This is a genomic window from Burkholderia latens (genome assembly GCF_001718795.1).
Lineage (GTDB): Bacteria > Pseudomonadota > Gammaproteobacteria > Burkholderiales > Burkholderiaceae > Burkholderia > Burkholderia latens_A.
Genome location: NZ_CP013438.1, coordinates 2,117,912 through 2,135,888, shown reverse-complemented (window position 1 = coordinate 2,135,888; position 17,977 = coordinate 2,117,912). Strand labels below are relative to the sequence as shown.

Below are 17,977 nucleotides of genomic sequence, written 5' to 3'. Positions count from 1 at the left end.
AACTTTATCGGCGGGCCACGTAATGAATATGACAGCGACTGTCATATGACGAATGTGTGGTGCCGATGCGACACTGGATTTTGCCCCGGTTGTACAGCGGGGAGTTATACCGATTCCGCCTGAGATTCGATCGGGGTCCGGAATATGCACATGAAATAAGCTTGGTTGGTGCCGCTGCGGCGCCGTGCCACGATGCGCGCTTCAACAACGACACGGGACAAGAGGACACCATGCGACGTTCGATCCTGACCGGCCTCGGCGCGCTTGCCGCCGCGCTGGCCTTTGCCGCGCCCGGCGCGCACGCCGATTCGCAGACGCTGAAGATCGGCACGATGAGCGGCCCCGACGCGCAGATCTGGACCGAGGTGACGAAAGTCGCCGCACGCGAAGGCCTCGCGATCAAGGTCATCGAATTCAACGACTACGTGCAGCCGAATGCGGCGCTGGACGCGGGCGACCTCGACGCGAACGGTTTCCAGCACCAGCCGTTTCTCGACAGCCAGATCAAGCAGCGCGGCTACAAGATCGTCAATGTCGGGCTGACGTATACGGCGCCGATGGGCTTCTATTCGAAGAAGCTGAAGTCGCTGAAGGATTTGCCGGCGGGCGCGAAGGTCGGGATCCAGAACGATCCGTCGAACGGCAACCGTGCGCTGCTGCTGTTGCAGAAATACGGGGTGATCAAGCTGAAGCCGGGTGTCGGCACGAACGGCGTGAACGCGACGCCGCTCGACGTCGCCGAGAATCCGAAGAAAATCCGGATCGTCGAGCTCGACGCCGCGCAATTGCCGCGCGCGCTGCCGGATCTCGATGCCGCGTCGATCAACACCGACTACGCGGTGAAGGCCGGGCTCACGCCGGTGAAGGATGCGATCGCGATCGAGGACCTGCGCGGGCCGTACGCGAACCTGATCGCCGTGCGCGCGCAGGACAAGGACAAGCCCTGGGTGAAGAAGCTCGTCGCGGCCTATGAATCGGACGACGTGCGCAAGTTCATCGACCAGAAATTCGGCGGCGCGATCGTGCCGGCGTTCTGAACGCCGGCACCCCCCACGCGAGCCGCGCCCGCGGCCGCCATGCCGCCAGGCATCGCGCATCACGCGAAACCGAAATGCAAATCGCCCGCGCAAGCGGGCGATTTCATTGGTGCGCGCGGCGATGCCGCGCACGGCCGGCGGCCGAAGGAGCCCGGCGCTTGCTCAGGCCGACAGCAGCGACCCGGTGCGGATCGGCGTCGCACCGGCGATGCGCGCGACTTCCATCCCGGCCGTCGCGAAGCGCACGACCTGGCGCGCGTACAGCACGCCGGATACGCTGCTCTTCAGCGAGATCACGCGATCGCTGAGCGGATCGACGATGTCGGCCACTTCCTGGCCGGCCTCGATCCACGCGCCGACCGGCGTGCGGAACACGATCACGCCGGAGACCGGCGCAACGAGAGGATCGGTGCCCGCGAGCGGCGTGGCCGGATGCGCGAGCGGCGGCAGCGGGGCGGGCGTGCCGTCGATCACGCCGCGCTCGGTCAGGTATTCGACGATCGCCTGCGAATCCTTTTCCGCGAACTCGTACGACACGTCGCGCTCGCTGCGCAGTTCGACCGTGACCGAAATCGCGCCGTTCGGGATCGGGAAACGGTCGCCGAAGCGGTTGCGCAGATCCGACCAGCAGAAGCTGTGGATCTCGTCGAACGGATTGCCGACCGAGTTCAGCGCGAGCAGCGACGCCTGCGCATCGAGGTAGCGGGCCAGCGGCTCGACGTCTTCCCACAGGTCGGGATTCGTGTACAGATGCATCACCGCGTCGTTGTCGCAATGCAGGTCGAGCACGATGTCGGCGTCGAACGACAGCTTTTGCAGCGCGAGGCGCTGCGATTCGAGCTCGGTGCGCGGCTTTTGTTCGTCGAGCGCCTCGCGCATCGCGGCGCGTACCGCGGCGACGTTGCGCTGCGCGTCGTTCGTCAGCCGGCTCTCGATGCGCGGCAGCACGAGCGCGGCGAGATCGTGGAAATTGCGGTTGAAGTTCTGCATCGAGCCGAGCTCGAAGCGGCCAAGGTGATCGCCGAACACATGCTGCGACAGACCGATCGGATTCGGCACCGGCACGATCACCACTTCGCCGCGCAGCTTGCCGGCCGTCTCGAGCGCGGCGATCTTGCGACGCAACAGCGCGGCGACCAGCATGCCGGGCAGCTCGTCCGCGTGCAGCGACGACTGGATGTAGACCTTCTTGCCGCCGCGCGGGCCGTAGTGAAAGCTGGTGATCTGGCGTTGGGTGCCGATGGCGGGGGAAATCAGCGGATGGGTCTGCGTTTGCATGATGAGGGGAGGGCGGCGCAGCCGCGAGTGATCCGGTATGCGTGGAAGATCGATTGTACGTTGCCTTGCGCGAACCTATCAAACCGGTTCCCGGGCACGTCATTTTCCTTTTCGAATCATCGGGTTGACGCGTAAAAAATAACGCAGGCGCGGCCGTTCCCCGACGCGCATCGGCGCGCTTCGCGGCGCGCGGGCGCAAAAAAAACGGGCTCCTTGCGGAGCCCGTGTGCGCGGATGAGAAGCGCGCTTTTACGCGGTATTACTTGCCGTACACGTCGAAATCGAAGTACTTCTTCGCAATCTTCTGGTACGTGCCGTCCTTGCGCATCGCGGCGATTGCGCCGTCGATCTTCGCCTTCAGGTCGGTGTCTTCCTTGCGCAGGCCGATGCCGGCGCCGTTGCCGAGCGTCTTCGGATCGTCGATGTCCTTGCCGGCGAAATCGAAGTTCGCGCCGCGCGGCGTCTTCAGGAAGCCGATTTCAGCCTGCACCGCGTCCTGCAGCGCGCCGTCCAGACGGCCCGAGATCAGGTCGGCGTAGACCTGGTCCTGGTTCTGGTACGGCACGACCGTGACACCCTTCGGCGCCCAGTACGTCTTCGCGTAGGTTTCCTGGATCGTGCCTTGCTCGACGCCGATCGACTTGCCCTTCAGCGATTCGGCCGTCGGCATCAGGCCCGCGCCCTTCTTCGTGACGAGGCGCGTCGGCGTGTTGAACAGCTTCGACGAGAACGCGATCTGTTCCTGGCGCGCCGGGGTCATCGACATCGACGACAGCACACCGTCGAACTTGCGCGCCTTCAGCGCCGGGATCATCCCGTCGAAGTCGTTCTCGATCCACACGCACTTCGCGTTGATGCGGCGGCAGATTTCGTTGCCGAGATCGACGTCGAAACCGACCACTTTGCCGTCAGCGCCTTTCGACTCGAAAGGCGGGTAGCTTGCGTCGACGCCAAAGCGCACGGTCGACCAGTCCTTCGCGTAGGCAGTGCCGGCCGATACGGCGAGCAGGGCTACGGTCACAGCCGCAAGAATCTTTTTCACTCGGTGACTCCTCGTTTTGTTCGATGGGTGCGCGGTTGTGCCGCGCCGTAAGCCTTCGGCCCGGCGCGGTTTCGTGCCGGACTGTCCGTTTCGCCTGCCCGATGCGGGCGCGCGACGTGCGCAAGATTATCAAGACAAAATACCGGCAGGGCGCCTAGTACATGCCCCGATACCGGACCGACGGCCGCGCATGCGCCGCGCGACCGTTTCAGACCAAGGAACGATTCAACCGAGCGTTTCGTTGACCGCGCGCTGCAGGCACGTGACGAATTGCGATACGGCGGGCGTCGGCAGCAGGTCGCGGCGCGCGATGATCGACAGGTCGAAGCGCGGCATGCTTTCGTCGAGCGCGGCCGTGCGGATGCCGAGCGGCGCCACCATTGCGGCCAGCGGGCGCGTGAAGCAGCCGATCACGTCGGAGCGCGCGACGAGCCCGAGCGTCACCGCGAACGACATCGGCGAGCGCAACAGCCGCTTCGGCAGCGGCAGCCCGCGCGCCTCGAACATCGCGATCATCACGCTGTGCGGAAACTGTTCGGCGCCGACGGTCACGATCCACTCGGCTTCGAGCAAATCCTCTAACCGGCGCGCGTGCGCGAGCGGGTGGCCGTCGCGCATCACGACCGTGAATTCGGTCGACAGCAGCGGCACTTGCGTGAAATCGCGGTCGAGCGCGGGCACATGGTGCATCGCAGCGATGTCGAGCGTGCCGTTGCGCAGCTGCGCGAGCGCGTCGGGCACCGTCACTTCCTCGAGATGCAGGCTCACGTTCGGCATCGACCGGCGAAACGCCGTGACCGCATGCGGCAGCGCGGTCAGCGCGATCGACGGCATCGTGCCGACCGCGACGCGCCCCGACATTTCGCCTTTCTCCTGTTCGACGGCCTCGACGGTGCGGCGCACGTCGCCGAGCAGCTGTTCCGCGCGCGGCAACAGCGCGTGCCCGCACGCGGTCAACTCGACGCCGCGCACGCTGCGCACGAGCAGCTCGGCGTTCAGCGCCGTTTCGAGTTCGCGGATCGTATGCGTGATCGCGGGCTGCGTGACGCCGAGCTCGCGCGCGGCGGCGCGCAGGCTCTTGTGATGCGCGGCGGAGACGAACGCGTGGAGCTGCGCGATGTTCAGGTGATTGCGGATGCGGGTCATCGATCGGGTCCGGTTGGCGCGAAAGGGGGCTGTTGCTGCGTGCTTCAGGTGTCGATCCGGATGAAGGTCACGCATCGGCGCGTGCGCGGAACGCCTGCCGATAGCGCTGCGGCGACGTGCCGACAATACGCGCGAAGCGTTCGCGAAATGCGCCTACCGAACCGAAACCGGCTTCCGTCGCCACGTGTTCGATCGACAATTCGGTCACCTCCAGCAACTGTTGCGCATGACGCACGCGCGCGGTCTGCAGCCATTGTCCCGGCGACGTGCCCGTCTGCTCGTGGAAGCGCCGCGTCAGCGTGCGCACGCTCGTCAACGCCTTGCGCGCGATCGCGTCGAGCGTCAGCGGCTTGCGCAGGTTCGCCTGAAGCCAGTCCATCAGGTCGTGCAGTCCGTCGCCGCCGGCCGGCCATTCGGGTGCGATGAACTGCGCCTGCCCGCCTTCGCGCACGCGCGGCGCCACCGCGCTGCGGGCGGCGTCGACCGCGACCGCAGCGCCATAGTCTGCCTGGATCATGTGCAGGCACAGATCGAGGCCGGCCGCCGCGCCGGCCGACGTCAGAATCCGGCCGTTGTCGACGAACAGCACGTTCGGATCGACGTCGACGTCCGGGTAGCGGCGCGCGAGTTCGGCGGCCGCGAGCCAGTGCGTCGTCGCGCGCAGGCCGTCGAGCAGCCCGGCTTCCGCGAGCACGAACGCGCCGCTGCAGATCGACGCGATCCGGCAGCCGCGCGCGGCCGCCGCGCGCAGCGCGTCGAGCACGCGGCGCGACGTCGGCGCGAGCGGCACCGACGTGCCGGGGACCATGATCGTGTCGGCGTCGGCTAGCGCGTCGAGGCGAAACGGCGGGCGCAGCTCGAACAGGTCGCCGCCGACGCGCGGCCGATCGCTGCACACACGGACGCGGTACGCCTGCGCGACGTTGGGCGCACGCACGCGCGCGAATGTGTCGCACGCCACGCCCAGATCGAACGGGACGACATCGGGCAAAGCGAGAACGGCGACCGTATGCATGGCGTTCGCGGCCGTGGCCAGAATCCGTTGAAAGATGTCATTCTAGCCAATGGCTCGAACCCGCACCGCGCGCGACAATCGCCGCGGACCATCTGGAGGCCTGCCGATGAAACAAGACGATCGCAACGCGTTGCGGAACCTGCAATACCTGTCGCTGGTGGAGGCGACCACCCTCATCGTGCTGATGTGCGTAGCCGTGCCGCTCAAGCACCTCGCGGGTTATCCGGTCGCGGTGTCGATCGTGGGCCCGGTGCACGGCATCGCGTTCGTGCTGTACGTGTGGGCGGTGGTCGGCACCGCGTCGGGCGGGCTGTGGAACAGGGGCGAAGTCGCGCGGCTCGTGCTGTCGGCCGTCGTGCCGTTCGTGGGGCTGGCGAGCGCCGCGTGGATCGCGCGCAGGCGGCACGCGCGATGATCTACCTGATACTGAAGGCCGTGCATCTGGTCGCCGTCGTCACGTTCGTCGGCGGGCTGTTGTTGTCGTCGGTCGCGGTCCGCATCGCGAACCTGGCCGTGCATCGCGCGGTGCGGCGCTGGGATCGCACGGTGACGGCGCCCGCGCTCGCGATCGTCTGGGGCGCGGGTGTCGCGCTCGCGCTGAGCGGTCACTGGTTCGGCAGCGCGTGGCTGTCGGTGAAGCTCGCGATCGTCGTCGCGCTGTCGGCGCTGCACGGGATCCTGAGCGGCACGCTGCGGCGCATGGAGCGCGACGATCTCGTCGTCGTGCCTGTGCCGTGGCTCGGGCAGGCGGCCGGTGCGGTGATCGTTGCAATGGCGTTCGTCGTCGGACTCGCCGTGATCAAACCGTTCTGACGCGGCGAATCAGGCCAGCGCGATCTCGACGGCCGCTAACGTACGACGCCGGATCCAGCCGCTGCCCAGCCGGATAGCGAGCCAGTACGGCGCGAACAACCAGCGCGTGCGTGCGCTCGGGCAGTGAACGAAGGTTTCGGTGCGCAGGATGTGCGCGCCGGCGGCGAGTCCGATCACCTCGAAGCGGAGCACCAGCTTTGCGTCGCGCGGGTCGTTGTGCCGGACGAACGCGTCGGCGTCGGCGATGGAACGCACGTCGAGCGTCGGGCGCCAGAAGCGCCCGATGAGACCGAGCGACAGCGACGTGTCGTCGCGATGAAGCGGTGTGAAGGCGTCCAGGCCGAAGCGCGCGCGTTCCGGGGCAGCCGGCGCGTTGCGCAGCGTGCCGGCGATCGCGGCCGGGAGTTCGCGCACCGTCAGCAGCGCGTCGATGACGGGATCGGCGCGCATGTCGAGCGATGCGACGACATCGATGATGCGCGCGGGCGGCGCGCCGATCGGCTGCGATTCGTGCACTTCGTGGAAGCCGAACGATGGAATGAATGGCGGCTTGCGCGCCGAGGTCCGGGTGCTCGATTCGGAGACGATGCCGAGTGAATTCATCGCGACTCCTGAAGGCAAAACGCGATCGTAGCACCGGGCGCGAATGAGCGTCGCGCCGTTTTCGCGCAGCGCGACACGCTGCCGCGCATCCGCAAAAAAGGCCTGGAAACGAACGCTTCCAGGCCATGAGGCCATCGACGACGATGGTGGAGGAGACGTTGTCGTCCCGATGCGCGCGGCCTTTTTGCGAGCGGCGTCGCGCACGATCTGCGCTCAGATGGCCCAGCCGCCGAGATAGAACGTGACGAGCACGGCCGCGATGAGCACGGTGCCGACGTTGAGCTTGCGAAATTCGCCGCTGGCGAGGCGGCCGATCACGAGCGTCGAGAAGCCGAGCATGATCCCCGTCACGATATTCGCGGTCAGCACGATGAACACCGCGCATACGAGGCCCGACATCGCGTCGACCATGTCGTCCATGTGCAGCTTGCTCACGCTGCCGAGCATCAGCAGGCCGACGTACATCAGCGCGGGCGCCGTCGCATACGAGGGCACGAGGCCCGCGAGCGGCGAGAAGAACATCACGACGAGGAACAGCAGGCCGACGACCGCGGCTGCAAGGCCCGTCTTCGCGCCGGCGGCCACGCCGACGCTCGACTCGATATAGGCCGCCGCCGGCGCGCCGCCGAGGAAGCCGGAGAAGATCGAACTGACCGAATCCGCGGTCAGTGCGCGGCCGCCGTTGACGATGCGGCCGTTGTCGTCGAGCTGCCCTGCCTGGCCGGCGACCGCGCGAATCGTGCCGGTCGCGTCGAACACGGCCGTCATCACGAGCGCGAGCACGCTCGGCAACACGGCCATCGACAGCGCGCCCTTGATGTCCATCGCACCGATCAGCGACGCATGGCCCGGCGCGCTCAGCGACGGCAGCGCGAAGACGCCGCGGTACTTCACCGCCGGATCGAACGCGAGGCCGATCAGCGAGATCGCGACGACGACGAGCAGGATGCCGCCCGGTACGCGCCGCTTTTCGAGCCCGAAGATCGCGGCGAGGCCGATGACCGACATGATGACCGGGAACGCGCCGATTTGCCCGAGCGACACCGGCAGGCCGGCGCCCGGATTCTTGATCACGAGGCCGACGTCGTTCGACGCGATCAGCAGCAGGAACAGGCCGATGCCGATGCCGGTGCCGTGCGCGACGCCTGCCGGCAGGTTGCGCAGGATCCACGAACGCACGCCGGTGACCGAGATGCCGGTGAACACGACACCCATCAGGAAGACGGCGCCGAGCGCGACGCTCGGGTGCAGTCCCTTGCCGAGCACGAGGCCGAACGCGGTGAAGGCGGTCAGCGAAATCGCGCAGCCGATCGCGATCGGCAGCTTCGCCCACAGGCCCATCAGCAGCGAACCGAACGCGGTGGTCAGGCAGACCGCGACGAACACGGCGCTCGTGTCGAAGCCGGCTTTGCCGAACATGCCGGGCACGACGAATACGGAATACACCATCGCGAGGAAGGTGGTCACGCCCGCGACGATTTCGCGACGTTGCGTGCTGCCGCGCGACGAAATGCCGAAGTACCGGTCGATGAGCCCCGTGGTGCGGAGGTCAGTTTCTTGCGCGCCGACGCCGACCGTCGGTTGCACCGGGGTATCACTCATGAGCTTGCTCCTTTATCAGCGTGCTGAAACGGGCCGTGGCGGACCGTCGTCAGGGTGTCTCGTATCTGGTTGAAGTTATCGGCAACGTCGTGGGCGCGCATGACGCGTCACGCGTGGTGCGTGTCGTCGTGCGCGCTCCGAAGGGCGCGCGGATGGCGCGTCGTGCGACGCATGGTGGGGTCGACCCGTCACGTGTGCTTTGCCGTAGCGAAGGTTAGGCGAACGGGTCATCACGTCCCATTGGGGGACGTGCATGCAGCGCATGTCGCAACGCTTATATCGGCGTGGAACGGGGCTTTGTCGGCGCGGAACGCGTGTATACGCCTAGTTGGAATCCGTTAAGGCGACTATTTGAATGCGGGACCGGCGCGCCGCGCGGATGGCGGGTGATGCGTCGAATCTTACGCGCGTCTTTCATCGGCCGCGTACGGCGGCACGGACGCCGCCGCGCGCAGCCCGCATCCGGACGATGCCGCCGCGGCGCGTGAGCCGTGCAGCTGCCGCCGCATTTCGACCGCCCGTCAACCGCGCGACAGATGTGCAAGGTACGCGTCGAACATGTCGGCCATCGCGTCCGAGAACGCGGCGATCTCCGCGGGCGTGCGCGCGGTTTCGGAGAACGCCTTGCCGCCGGACGTGAGCGTCGTCATGACCAGCGTGCACGCGAGCGCATGTTCGGCGTCGGATACGCCGGGCAGCGCTTCGCGCATGAACGCGCTGAACACGCGGTTGCCCTCGGCCTTCACTGCCTGGGCCTCGGGGGCGTCGCGATAGAGGGGCGCGGCGTCGTCGAGCGCGATGCGCATCGGCGCCTCGTCGCATTCGGAACGGATAAACGCGTGGACGGCGGTGCGCAGCCGCTCGGGCGGCGTCTTGCTCGTGTCCTGCAGCATCTCGCACAGCATTCCCGACGTCTGCCGCCATTCGTCGTGCTGGAGCCGGAACAGCACGGCCGCCTTGTTCGGAAAGTACTGGTATAGCGAGCCGACGCTCACGCCGGCGCGCTCGGCGACGCGCGCCATCGTGAAGCGCTGTGCGCCTTCGGCAGCCAAAACCTGAATAGCGGCCTCGAGCACGTCGTCGACGAGTTGGGTCGAGCGGGCCTGCCGAGGCTGTCGGCGCGAGGCGATCGGGGCGTTGCGACGCTGGGTCATGACGGGCCTGCCAATGCGAATAGTAAAACCTGAATAGTTCGTCATATTCTAGTCGGGCGCACTGACGCATTCAACCTGACACCGGAGATTCGCATGACCACCCTGATTCAAGACCCGCTCGCGTCGCTGCTGGAGCGCCTGTTCGACGAAGCCGACGCGTCGTCGCCCGCGTCGAACCCGGACTTCGCCGACTTGACGCGCGACGAGCAAGCGCGGCTGATGCGCAGCAAGACCGGCTACGCGGACTTCTATGCACGCCTGAAGGACTACCCGCTCGCGGTGTCGCGCGAGACGGGCACGCTTCTGTACATGCTCGCGCGCAGCTGCGGCGCGCGTTCGATCGTCGAATTCGGAACGTCGTTCGGCATCTCGACACTGCACCTCGCCGCCGCGTTGCGCGACAACGGCGGCGGCCGCGTGATCACGAGCGAGTTCGAAGCGTCGAAGGTCGCGCGGGCGCGTGCGAACCTCACGGCGGCGGGATTGGCCGATCTGGTCGAGATCCGCGAAGGCGATGCGCTGAGCACGCTGGCCGTGGATCTGCCGGATACCGTCGACCTGCTGCTGCTCGACGGCGCGAAGGCGCTGTATTCGGAGATACTCGCGCGGGTCGAGCCGCGCCTGCGGCCGGGTGCGTTTGTCGTCGCCGACAACGCGCAGTACAGCCCCGAGTACCTCGCGTACGTGCGCGAGCCGCGCAACGGCTATCTGTCGGTGCCGTTCGGCGGCGACGTCGAGCTGTCGATGCGGATCCGCGGATCGCGACCGGATTGACGTTGGCCGCCGAGCTTCTGTCGTTACGCTGCGGTTTGTGCGAGCGTCGGGTAGTCGGTCAGGCCGCGCGCGCCGCCGCCGAACAGCGTGTTGCGGTCGTGCTGCGCGAGCGGGGCGCCGGTGCGCAGGCGCTCGGGCAAGTCGGGGTTCGCGACGAACGGACGGCCGAACGCGACGAGGTCGGCCCAGCCGGCGGCGATCGCATCGCGCGCACGCTCGGCGGTGTACGCGCCGGCGTAGATCAGCACGCCCGGGTACGCGGCACGCAACTGCTGCTTGAATGCGACCGGCATCAGCGGCGCGTCGTCCCAGTCGGCTTCCGCGACGTGCAGATAGCCGACGCCGAGTTCGCCAAGCAGCTTGGCGGCGGCGAGATAGGTGGTTTCCGGATCGTCGTCGACACAGCCGTTCAGCGTGGTCAACGGCGCGAGCCGGATGCCGACGCGCGACGCGTCGCCGGTGCCTTCGATCAGCGCCTGCGCGACTTCGCGCAGGAAGCGCAACCGGTTGTCCAGCGAGCCGCCGTATGCGTCGGTGCGCGTGTTTGCGTTCGAGTCGATGAACTGGTTCACGAGATAGCCGTTCGCACCGTGCAGCTCGACGCCGTCGAAGCCGGCTTCGATCGCGTTGCGGGCGGCGGCGCGGTATTGGTCGACGATCTCGCCGATTTCATCGATCGACAGCGCGCGCGGCTCGGACGCCTGCACGAAGCCCGGCGTGCTGCCGTCGTCGCTGGCGACGAACACGTTCACGCCCTTCGCCTGCAGCGGCGACGACGACACGGGTTGGCGGCCGCCGAGCAGGCTCGTATGGCTCAGCCGGCCGACGTGCCACAGCTGCGCGAAGATGCGGCCGTGCGCCGCGTGGACGGCGTCCGTCACCTTGCGCCAGCCGGCTACCTGCGACGGCGTGTGGATGCCGGGCGTCCATGCGTAGCCTTTGCCGAGCGGCGCGATGTACGTGCCTTCGCTGACAATCAGCCCCGCACTCGCGCGCTGCGCATAATACGCGGCCATCAATTCGTTGGCTTCGTCGCCAGGCTGACTCGCGCGCGAGCGTGTCATCGGCGGCATCACGATGCGGTTCGGCAGCGTCAGCGCGCCGAGTTGCAGCGGTTGGAACAGCGGATCCTGTTGAGTCATGGTGGTGTCCTGTCGGTGCCGCAGCCGGCTGGCCGCGGGCGGGTCGTTTCGGAGGAGCGTGCGGGGCGCGCTCAATCCCACTTCGGTGCGAGACCGGCCGGGTCGACCTCGCGGCCGTTGCGCTCGAGCGCGACGATCTGCACGAGGTCTTCGTCGGTCAGGCGCAGCGTCTGCGCGAGCAGGTTGCTCGCGAGGTTCTCGCGTTTGGTCGACGACGGAATCACCGAATAGCCGAGCTGCAGCGCCCACGCGAGCGCGACCTGCGCCGGCGTCGCGTCGTGGCGCTGCGCGATCGCGCCGATCACCGGGTCGCCGAGCACCTTGCCGTACGCGAGCGTCATGTACGACGTCACGTGTATGCCTTCGCGTTGCAGGAATCCGACCAGCTTGCGGTTCTGCAGATACGGGCTCAGTTCGATCTGGTTCGTCGCGATCGCATCCTTGCCGACCACGGCGATCGCTTCCTTCGTCAGTTCGATGTTGAAGTTCGAGATGCCGATCTGGCGCGTAAGGCCCTTCGCCTTCGCGTCGGCCAGCGCGGTCATGAACGCGGCGAGCGGCACGCCGTTGTCCGGTGCCGGCCAGTGGATCAGCGTCAGGTCGACATAGTCGGTGCGCAGCTTGCGCAGACTTTCCTCGAGGCTCGCGGCGAGCTTTTCCGGTGCGTAGTTGTCGACCCAGATCTTGGTCGTGAGAAAAAGGTCTTCGCGGCGCACGCCCGATGCGGCGATTGCGTCGCCGACTTCGGCCTCGTTGCCGTAGATCTGTGCGGTGTCGATCGCTCGATAACCGAGCTCGAGCCCGTTGCGAACGGAGTCGATGACGACCTGGCCTTGCAGGCGAAACGTGCCGAGGCCGAATGCGGGAATGTTGCTCATCATGTGCTCCTGGAAGGGGGGCGATTGCGGTATGGAAGTCATTCTGACGCTTGGGACTGGTGAGATAAACGCCTTCAGACGCCAAAAATATTTGATCTGAAATCAAATATCGACGTGCATTACTTCCGCGGCGTCTGCGTGCGCCGCCCTTATGCGACGCTGGCCGGCGCGTTCGCATGGAACGCCGGCAGCACGTCCGATGCGATCTCGCACATCGTCTCGTCGAGCGGACGCCGGTTGCGGCGAAAATGCAGGCCGATATGCTGCACGCCCGCATCGCGCATCGCCGCGAGTTCTTCCGTGAGCGCGATGCGGCCGGCGCGCGCGCCGAAGCGGTGGCGCTGCAGCGGTTCGTGCGGATCGTCGGCGAGATCGAGATGGATGAAGCTCACGTACGGCTTGCTGCCGGCCACCGCACGCCAGTTCGCGACGCGCCGCACGTGATCGGCCGGCGTGCCCGGATACGCGAGGCAGCCGTCCATGTGTTCGCCGATCCATTCGGGCGTTTGCTGCGCGAGGCCGGCGACGAGCAGCGGGACCGGCGAGCGTGCGGCAGGCAGCACGTCGAGGCCGGGCGGCAGCTGTCGGCGCGCGCCGTCGCGCAGCAACGCGATCTGGTCGCGGAACGTTGCGCCGCGCGTGGCGAAGTCGCGGCCGAACAGCGGATATTCGACCGGCCGGTCGCCGCTCGCGACGCCGAGCAGCAGACGGCCGCGGCTCAGTTCCTGGATCGTCGCGGCCGATTTCAGCGTGAGCAGGGGCTCGCGCAGCGGCAGCACGACCGCCGCCGTGCCGAGCAGGATGTCACGCGTGATGCCGGCGAGATACCCGAGATACGAGAACGTCTCGAACACCTGCGCGGCGTCGCCGAACGACGGGTCGTACACCGGCACGTCGCGCACCCAGAGCGCGCGGAAACCGAGCGTGTCGGCGAGTTGCGCGAGCTCCGCGTGGATCTCCATGTCGGGCACGCCGGGGTGGCGGCCGTCATGCTGGCGTTTGGCGTTGCCGGCCGGCGTCCAGTCGTTGTCGAGCGGCAGTTCGACGCCGATGCTGAAACCACCGTCGGCGAGTGTGTCGAGCGAAGTGGGCATGATCGGCTCCGTTCAGACCGCGCGCAGGCTGCCTTCGAGGCGATGAAAATCGAGCGACGCCGCGGTGAAGAACGAGCGCGACGTGCCGGCGGCGAAATCATCGATATGCACGACGGTCGCACGGTCGGCTTCCTGCCACGAGATCGCGTAGGTGTCGCCGGCGACGGGCTGCCACGTGTATGCGACTTCGCCTTTCGCACCCGCGTACGGGCCTTCGGTGATCTCGTAGCGCATGTGGCGGCCGTCTTCGTCATACGCGTTGAGCGCGGTGAGGCCGTCGTAGCGGACTTCGAAGGTCTTGCCGGCAAAAGGTGGACGTTGGGTCGGTGCAGTCATGGTGTGTGGCTCCTGCCAGAAGATGACGTTCAATGGGCGAGTTCGACGGGTTCGGCCGTGCGTTCCGGCAGGCCCTGACCGCGATCGAGGCGGCCGCTGAGTGCGGTCAGCGCGAATGCGCCGAGCGTGACGACGGCAGCGATCCACGGCGTATGGCCGAGACCGACGTTCGCGACGATCAGGCCGCCGAGCGACGAGCCGCCCGCGACGCCGAGGTTGAACGCGGCGATGTTGAAGCCCGATGCGACGTCGGTGGCGTCGGGCGCGAAGTGGCGCGCCTGCTTGACGACGTACACCTGCAGCCCCGGCACGTTGCCGAACGCAACGGCGCCCCAGGCGAGCATCGTCACCACCGCGAGCCACTTCACCTGCACCGTGAAGGTCAGCGCGAGCAGCACGATCGCCAGCAACACGAAAATTCGCTTGAGCGCCTTGACCGGTCCGACGCGGTCGGCGAGCTTGCCGCCCCACACGTTGCCGAAGGCGACCGACACGCCATAGCCGACGAGCACGAGGCTGACCTGCGACGGCGTGAAGCCGGCGATCTGTTCGAGCAGCGGCGCCATGTACGTGAACGCGATCAGCGAGCCGCCGTAGCCGACCGCCGTCATCGCATAGACGAGCAGCAGGCGCGGTTGCGCGAGCACGCGGAACTGGCGGGCGAGCGGCGCCGGCGGCGTTTGCGGCAGACCGCGCGGCACGAACGCGACCGCGCCGACGAACGCGACGAGGCCGAACAGCGCGACGATCAGGAACGTCGCACGCCAGCCGAAGTGCTGGCCGATGAAGGTGCCGAGCGGAATGCCGGCGACGAACGCGACGGTCATGCCGCTGAACATCGTCGCGATCGCGCTCGCAGCCTTGTCCTTCGTCACGAGCGTCGTCGCGATGATCGAGCCGACCGAGAAGAACACGCCGTGCGCGAGGCCGGTGAGCACGCGCGCGACAATCAGCGATTCATAGCTCGGCGCCTGCCACGCGACGAGGTTGCCGACGGTGAACAGTGCCATCAGCGCGGCAAGCAGCGTTTTGCGCGGCACGCGGCCGGTGAGCGCGGTGAGGAGCGGCGCGCCGATCGCGACGCTCAGTGCGTAGAGACTGACGAGCAGGCCGGCCGACGGCAGGCTGACGCCGAGGTCGGCGCCGATCGTCGGAATCAGCCCGACGATCACGAACTCGGTCGTGCCGATGGCAAACGCGCTGATGGTCAGCGCAAGCAGGGCGAGAGGCATGATGGGATCCAGGGTTCCAGTAAGGATGGATCGCAGTGTGCCGCCTTTACTTTTGCGGAAAAACTGGTCTATAAACCAAATTGTTTTGATTTCAGATCAATAATGAAAATCACGCTCGACGAACTCCAGGCCTTTGCCGCCGTGGTCGATACCGGTTCGATCACTGCTGCCGCGCAGCAGCTCGACCTGACCGTGTCGGCCGCGAGCCGCACGCTCGCGCGGCTCGAGGAAAAGCTGAAGACCACGCTGCTGCGCCGGACCACGCGCCGGCTCGAACTGACCGAAGAGGGGCGCGCATTCCTGCAGGATGCGCGCGCGATCATCGAGTCGGTCGAGAATGCCGAGGAGCAGATGCTCGCGCGGCGCGAGATGCCGTCGGGGCGGCTGCGCGTCGACGCCGCGACGCCGTTCATGCTGCACGTGATCGTGCCGCTCGTGCGCGGCTACCGCGAACGCTTTCCGAAGGTCGACCTGGAACTGAACAGCAACGAGGGAATCATCGACTTGCTGGAGCGGCGCACCGACGTCGCGATCCGGATCGGGCGGCTCAAGGATTCGACGCTGCACAGCCGGCGGATCGGCAACAGCAGGCTGCGTATCCTCGCAAGCCCCGCGTATCTCGATGCGCACGGCCAGCCGCGCAAGGTGGAGGATCTCGCGAAACACACGCTGCTCGGCTTCACGCAGCCCGAGTCGCTGAACCTGTGGCCGATCCTTGGCACGGACGGCGAGCCTTGCCGCATCGAGCCCGGCATCTGGTCGTCGAGCGGCGAGACGCTGCGGCAGCTCGCGCTCGAAGGCGCGGGCATCGTGTGCCTGTCGGATTTCATGACCGCGCAGGATCGCGACACCGGCAGGCTCGTGCAGGTGCTCGCGCGGCAGACGCTCGACGTCGAGCAGCCGATCAACGCGGTGTATTACCGGAACACCGCAATTTCGTCGCGGATTGCGTCGTTCGTCGATTACATGATCGAGGCGCTGGGTGGCGGAACTGGTGGCGATGCGCCGGCGCGGCGCAAGGCCGCGTGGCTGGGGCACGCGTAGCGGACGCCGTGTGGTGGGGCCCGGCGCCGTTCCCGCACGTCGCGGCGCGCCGGATTTGCATGATTTGCCTGCGCCGGATTTGACGGCGGCGCACGCGTGCGCCGCTCACCCTGCTGTGCGCGCATGCCGACGGCGCTCGCGCCGCCCGCATGCGTTCACATGAAGCGCTTCTCGTGCCCTTGCGCCGGTTGCGCGATCCGTTACGCCTCTTCGGCCCACGACATGTTGTCGCGCGCGAGCAGCGCCGACGATGCGGCGGGCCCGAACGTGCCGGCCGTGTAGAGGCGAGGGCGGTCGCCGAGCTGTTTCCAGCCGTCGAGGATCGGCTCGACCCACGACCAGGCGGCTTCGAGCTCGTCGCGCCGCATGAAGTGCGTAAGGCGACCGCGGATCACGTCGATCAGCAGCCGCTCGTACGCTTCCGCGCGTCGCTCCGGAATCGCCTGCTGCAAATCGAGGTTCAGGCTCACCGGCACCATCTTCATCCCGCTGCCCGGTTCCTTCGCGAGCATTTGCAGCTGGATCGATTCTTCCGGCTGCAGCTGGATCACGAGGCGGTTGCTGTAGTGGCGCGGGCCGCTCGGGATGATCGAGAACGGCATGTCCGCGAACTCGATCACGATCTCCGACTGGCGGCGTTGCAGCCGCTTGCCGGTGCGCAGGAAGAACGGCACGTTCGCCCAGCGCCAGTTGTTGACGTACGCACGCAGCGCGACGAACGTCTCCGCGTGGCTGTCCGCCGGCACGTTGTCTTCTTCGAGATAACCCTTGACCGGCTGGCCGTCCACCGCGCCCGCCGTGTACTGGCCGCGCACCGTGTCGCGCGCGACATCCGACAGCGCCATCGGCCGCAGCGAGCGCAGCACCTTCAGCTTTTCGTCGCGCACCGCGTCCGGGTCGAGCGACACCGGCGGCTCCATCGCGACGATACACAGCAGTTGCAGCAGGTGGTTCTGCACCATGTCGCGCAGCGCGCCGGTGTGGTCGTAGAAGCCCGCGCGGCTGCCGACGCCGACCGTCTCCGCGACCGTGATCTGCACGCTGCGGATGCTCGGCGCCTGCCACAGCGGCCCGAAGATCGGGTTGCCGAAGCGCAGCACCATCAGGTTCTGTACGGTTTCCTTGCCGAGGTAATGGTCGATCCGGTAGATCTGCGATTCCTCAAAATGCTTGCCGACCGCATCGTTGATCGCTTTCGCCGACGCGAGATCGTGGCCGAGCGGCTTTTCGAGGACGACGCGCGAGCGCGCATCGACGAGATGCGCTGCCGACAGGTTGTCGCAGATCGTCGTGAACAGTTCCGGCGACGTCGACAGGTAGAACACGCGGATCGCGTCGCCGCGCGCCGCTTCGGCGAGCCGTGCGTAGTCCTGCGGCGCGTTCACGTCGATCAGCACGTATTTGAACAGGTCGAGGAAGCGGGCCCAGGCTTCGGCGTCGAACGCCTTCTCGTCGATGAACGGGCGCGACTGCTCGTCCATGAACTTGCGGTAGCCGTCGATGCCCCAGTCGCGCCGGCCGACCGCGATGATCCGCGTGTCCGGCGGCAGGTTGCAGTGCAGATGCGCCATGTACAGCGCGGGCAGCAGCTTGCGGGCGGCCAGGTCGCCGCCGCCGCCGAAGATGATCATGTCGACGGGCTGCTCGGCTTCGGTCTGGTTGGGCTTGTTCGTCATGAGTGATTCGCGGTCTGGGAACGGGTGAGCGTGGAACGGACGCCGACGCGCCGGCCGCTGGTGGGTTGGCGTGCCAGTACGTGAAAACGCTAATAGTGCACGGTTTTGACG

Annotated in this window: 18 protein-coding genes; 5 read left to right on the top strand and 13 right to left on the bottom strand. The window is 67.1% G+C overall.

What is annotated here, in order from left to right:
• The first annotated feature begins 230 nt into the window (after positions 1–230).
• Positions 231–1,037: a MetQ/NlpA family ABC transporter substrate-binding protein gene (locus WK25_RS28730; protein WP_040140846.1), complete on the top strand. Its 807-nt coding sequence runs from the start codon at positions 231–233 to the stop codon at positions 1,035–1,037.
• A gap of 162 nt (positions 1,038–1,199) precedes the next feature.
• On the opposite strand, the gene WK25_RS28725 is transcribed toward WK25_RS28730, so the two are convergent.
• From WK25_RS28725 to WK25_RS28710, 4 genes are all read right to left on the bottom strand, one after another.
• Positions 1,200–2,315, bottom strand: a complete 1,116-nt coding sequence (locus tag WK25_RS28725; protein ID WP_040138790.1) for a succinylglutamate desuccinylase/aspartoacylase family protein — start codon at positions 2,313–2,315, stop codon at positions 1,200–1,202.
• Positions 2,316–2,574: 259 nt separating this feature from the next.
• Positions 2,575–3,357, bottom strand: coding sequence for an ABC transporter substrate-binding protein (locus WK25_RS28720; protein WP_040138789.1), 783 nt, complete (start codon positions 3,355–3,357; stop codon positions 2,575–2,577).
• A 225-nt stretch (positions 3,358–3,582) separates the two neighbouring features.
• Positions 3,583–4,503 carry a LysR family transcriptional regulator gene (locus tag WK25_RS28715; protein WP_069243383.1) on the bottom strand — a complete coding sequence of 307 codons (921 nt, stop codon included), beginning with the start codon at positions 4,501–4,503 and terminating at the stop codon, positions 3,583–3,585.
• 67 nt (positions 4,504–4,570) lie between these two features.
• A complete protein-coding gene (locus WK25_RS28710; protein ID WP_069243382.1) occupies positions 4,571–5,518 on the bottom strand; it encodes a GlxA family transcriptional regulator in 948 nt (315 codons plus the stop codon).
• Positions 5,519–5,624: 106 nt separating this feature from the next.
• On the opposite strand from WK25_RS28710, the gene WK25_RS28705 reads away from it, so the two are divergent.
• Complete coding sequence (locus WK25_RS28705) at positions 5,625–5,933, top strand: DUF3817 domain-containing protein (protein WP_069243381.1); 309 nt, start codon at positions 5,625–5,627, stop codon at positions 5,931–5,933.
• Positions 5,930–6,331: a CopD family protein gene (locus WK25_RS28700; protein ID WP_059548521.1), complete on the top strand. Its 402-nt coding sequence runs from the start codon at positions 5,930–5,932 to the stop codon at positions 6,329–6,331. Before WK25_RS28705 ends, WK25_RS28700 begins: the two co-directional genes overlap by 4 nt.
• Before the next feature lie 9 nt (positions 6,332–6,340).
• Here WK25_RS28700 and WK25_RS28695 read toward each other — a convergent pair whose 3' ends face one another.
• From WK25_RS28695 to WK25_RS28685, 3 genes are all read right to left on the bottom strand, one after another.
• Complete coding sequence (locus WK25_RS28695; RefSeq protein WP_040138785.1) at positions 6,341–6,934, bottom strand: hypothetical protein; 594 nt, start codon at positions 6,932–6,934, stop codon at positions 6,341–6,343.
• Positions 6,935–7,147: 213 nt separating this feature from the next.
• Positions 7,148–8,536: an NCS2 family permease gene (locus tag WK25_RS28690; protein WP_069243380.1), complete on the bottom strand. Its 1,389-nt coding sequence runs from the start codon at positions 8,534–8,536 to the stop codon at positions 7,148–7,150.
• A 521-nt stretch (positions 8,537–9,057) separates the two neighbouring features.
• Positions 9,058–9,735 carry a TetR family transcriptional regulator gene (locus tag WK25_RS28685; RefSeq protein ID WP_059548330.1) on the bottom strand — a complete coding sequence of 226 codons (678 nt, stop codon included), beginning with the start codon at positions 9,733–9,735 and terminating at the stop codon, positions 9,058–9,060.
• Between the two features lie 48 nt (positions 9,736–9,783).
• On the opposite strand from WK25_RS28685, the gene WK25_RS28680 reads away from it, so the two are divergent.
• Positions 9,784–10,464: an O-methyltransferase gene (locus WK25_RS28680; protein ID WP_069243379.1), complete on the top strand. Its 681-nt coding sequence runs from the start codon at positions 9,784–9,786 to the stop codon at positions 10,462–10,464.
• 23 nt (positions 10,465–10,487) lie between these two features.
• Here WK25_RS28680 and WK25_RS28675 read toward each other — a convergent pair whose 3' ends face one another.
• The 5 genes from WK25_RS28675 to WK25_RS28655 all read right to left on the bottom strand — a co-directional run bounded on the left by WK25_RS28675 (position 10,488) and on the right by WK25_RS28655 (position 15,146).
• Positions 10,488–11,606, bottom strand: coding sequence for an alkene reductase (locus WK25_RS28675; protein WP_069243378.1), 1,119 nt, complete (start codon positions 11,604–11,606; stop codon positions 10,488–10,490).
• A 71-nt stretch (positions 11,607–11,677) separates the two neighbouring features.
• Positions 11,678–12,484: a 2,5-didehydrogluconate reductase DkgB gene (dkgB, locus tag WK25_RS28670; protein ID WP_069243580.1), complete on the bottom strand. Its 807-nt coding sequence runs from the start codon at positions 12,482–12,484 to the stop codon at positions 11,678–11,680.
• Positions 12,485–12,633: 149 nt separating this feature from the next.
• Positions 12,634–13,578, bottom strand: a complete 945-nt coding sequence (locus tag WK25_RS28665) for an LLM class oxidoreductase (RefSeq protein WP_059548325.1) — start codon at positions 13,576–13,578, stop codon at positions 12,634–12,636.
• Positions 13,579–13,590: 12 nt separating this feature from the next.
• Positions 13,591–13,914, bottom strand: coding sequence for a MoaF-related domain-containing protein (locus WK25_RS28660; protein ID WP_059548323.1), 324 nt, complete (start codon positions 13,912–13,914; stop codon positions 13,591–13,593).
• 29 nt (positions 13,915–13,943) lie between these two features.
• Positions 13,944–15,146: an MFS transporter gene (locus WK25_RS28655; protein ID WP_069243377.1), complete on the bottom strand. Its 1,203-nt coding sequence runs from the start codon at positions 15,144–15,146 to the stop codon at positions 13,944–13,946.
• 102 nt (positions 15,147–15,248) lie between these two features.
• On the opposite strand from WK25_RS28655, the gene WK25_RS28650 reads away from it, so the two are divergent.
• Positions 15,249–16,190 carry a LysR family transcriptional regulator gene (locus WK25_RS28650; protein ID WP_069243376.1) on the top strand — a complete coding sequence of 314 codons (942 nt, stop codon included), beginning with the start codon at positions 15,249–15,251 and terminating at the stop codon, positions 16,188–16,190.
• A gap of 200 nt (positions 16,191–16,390) precedes the next feature.
• Here the strand turns inward: WK25_RS28650 and zwf are convergent, their stop codons facing one another.
• Positions 16,391–17,866 carry a glucose-6-phosphate dehydrogenase gene (gene zwf / locus WK25_RS28645; RefSeq protein WP_040138776.1) on the bottom strand — a complete coding sequence of 492 codons (1,476 nt, stop codon included), beginning with the start codon at positions 17,864–17,866 and terminating at the stop codon, positions 16,391–16,393.
• Positions 17,867–17,977: the final 111 nt, after the last annotated feature.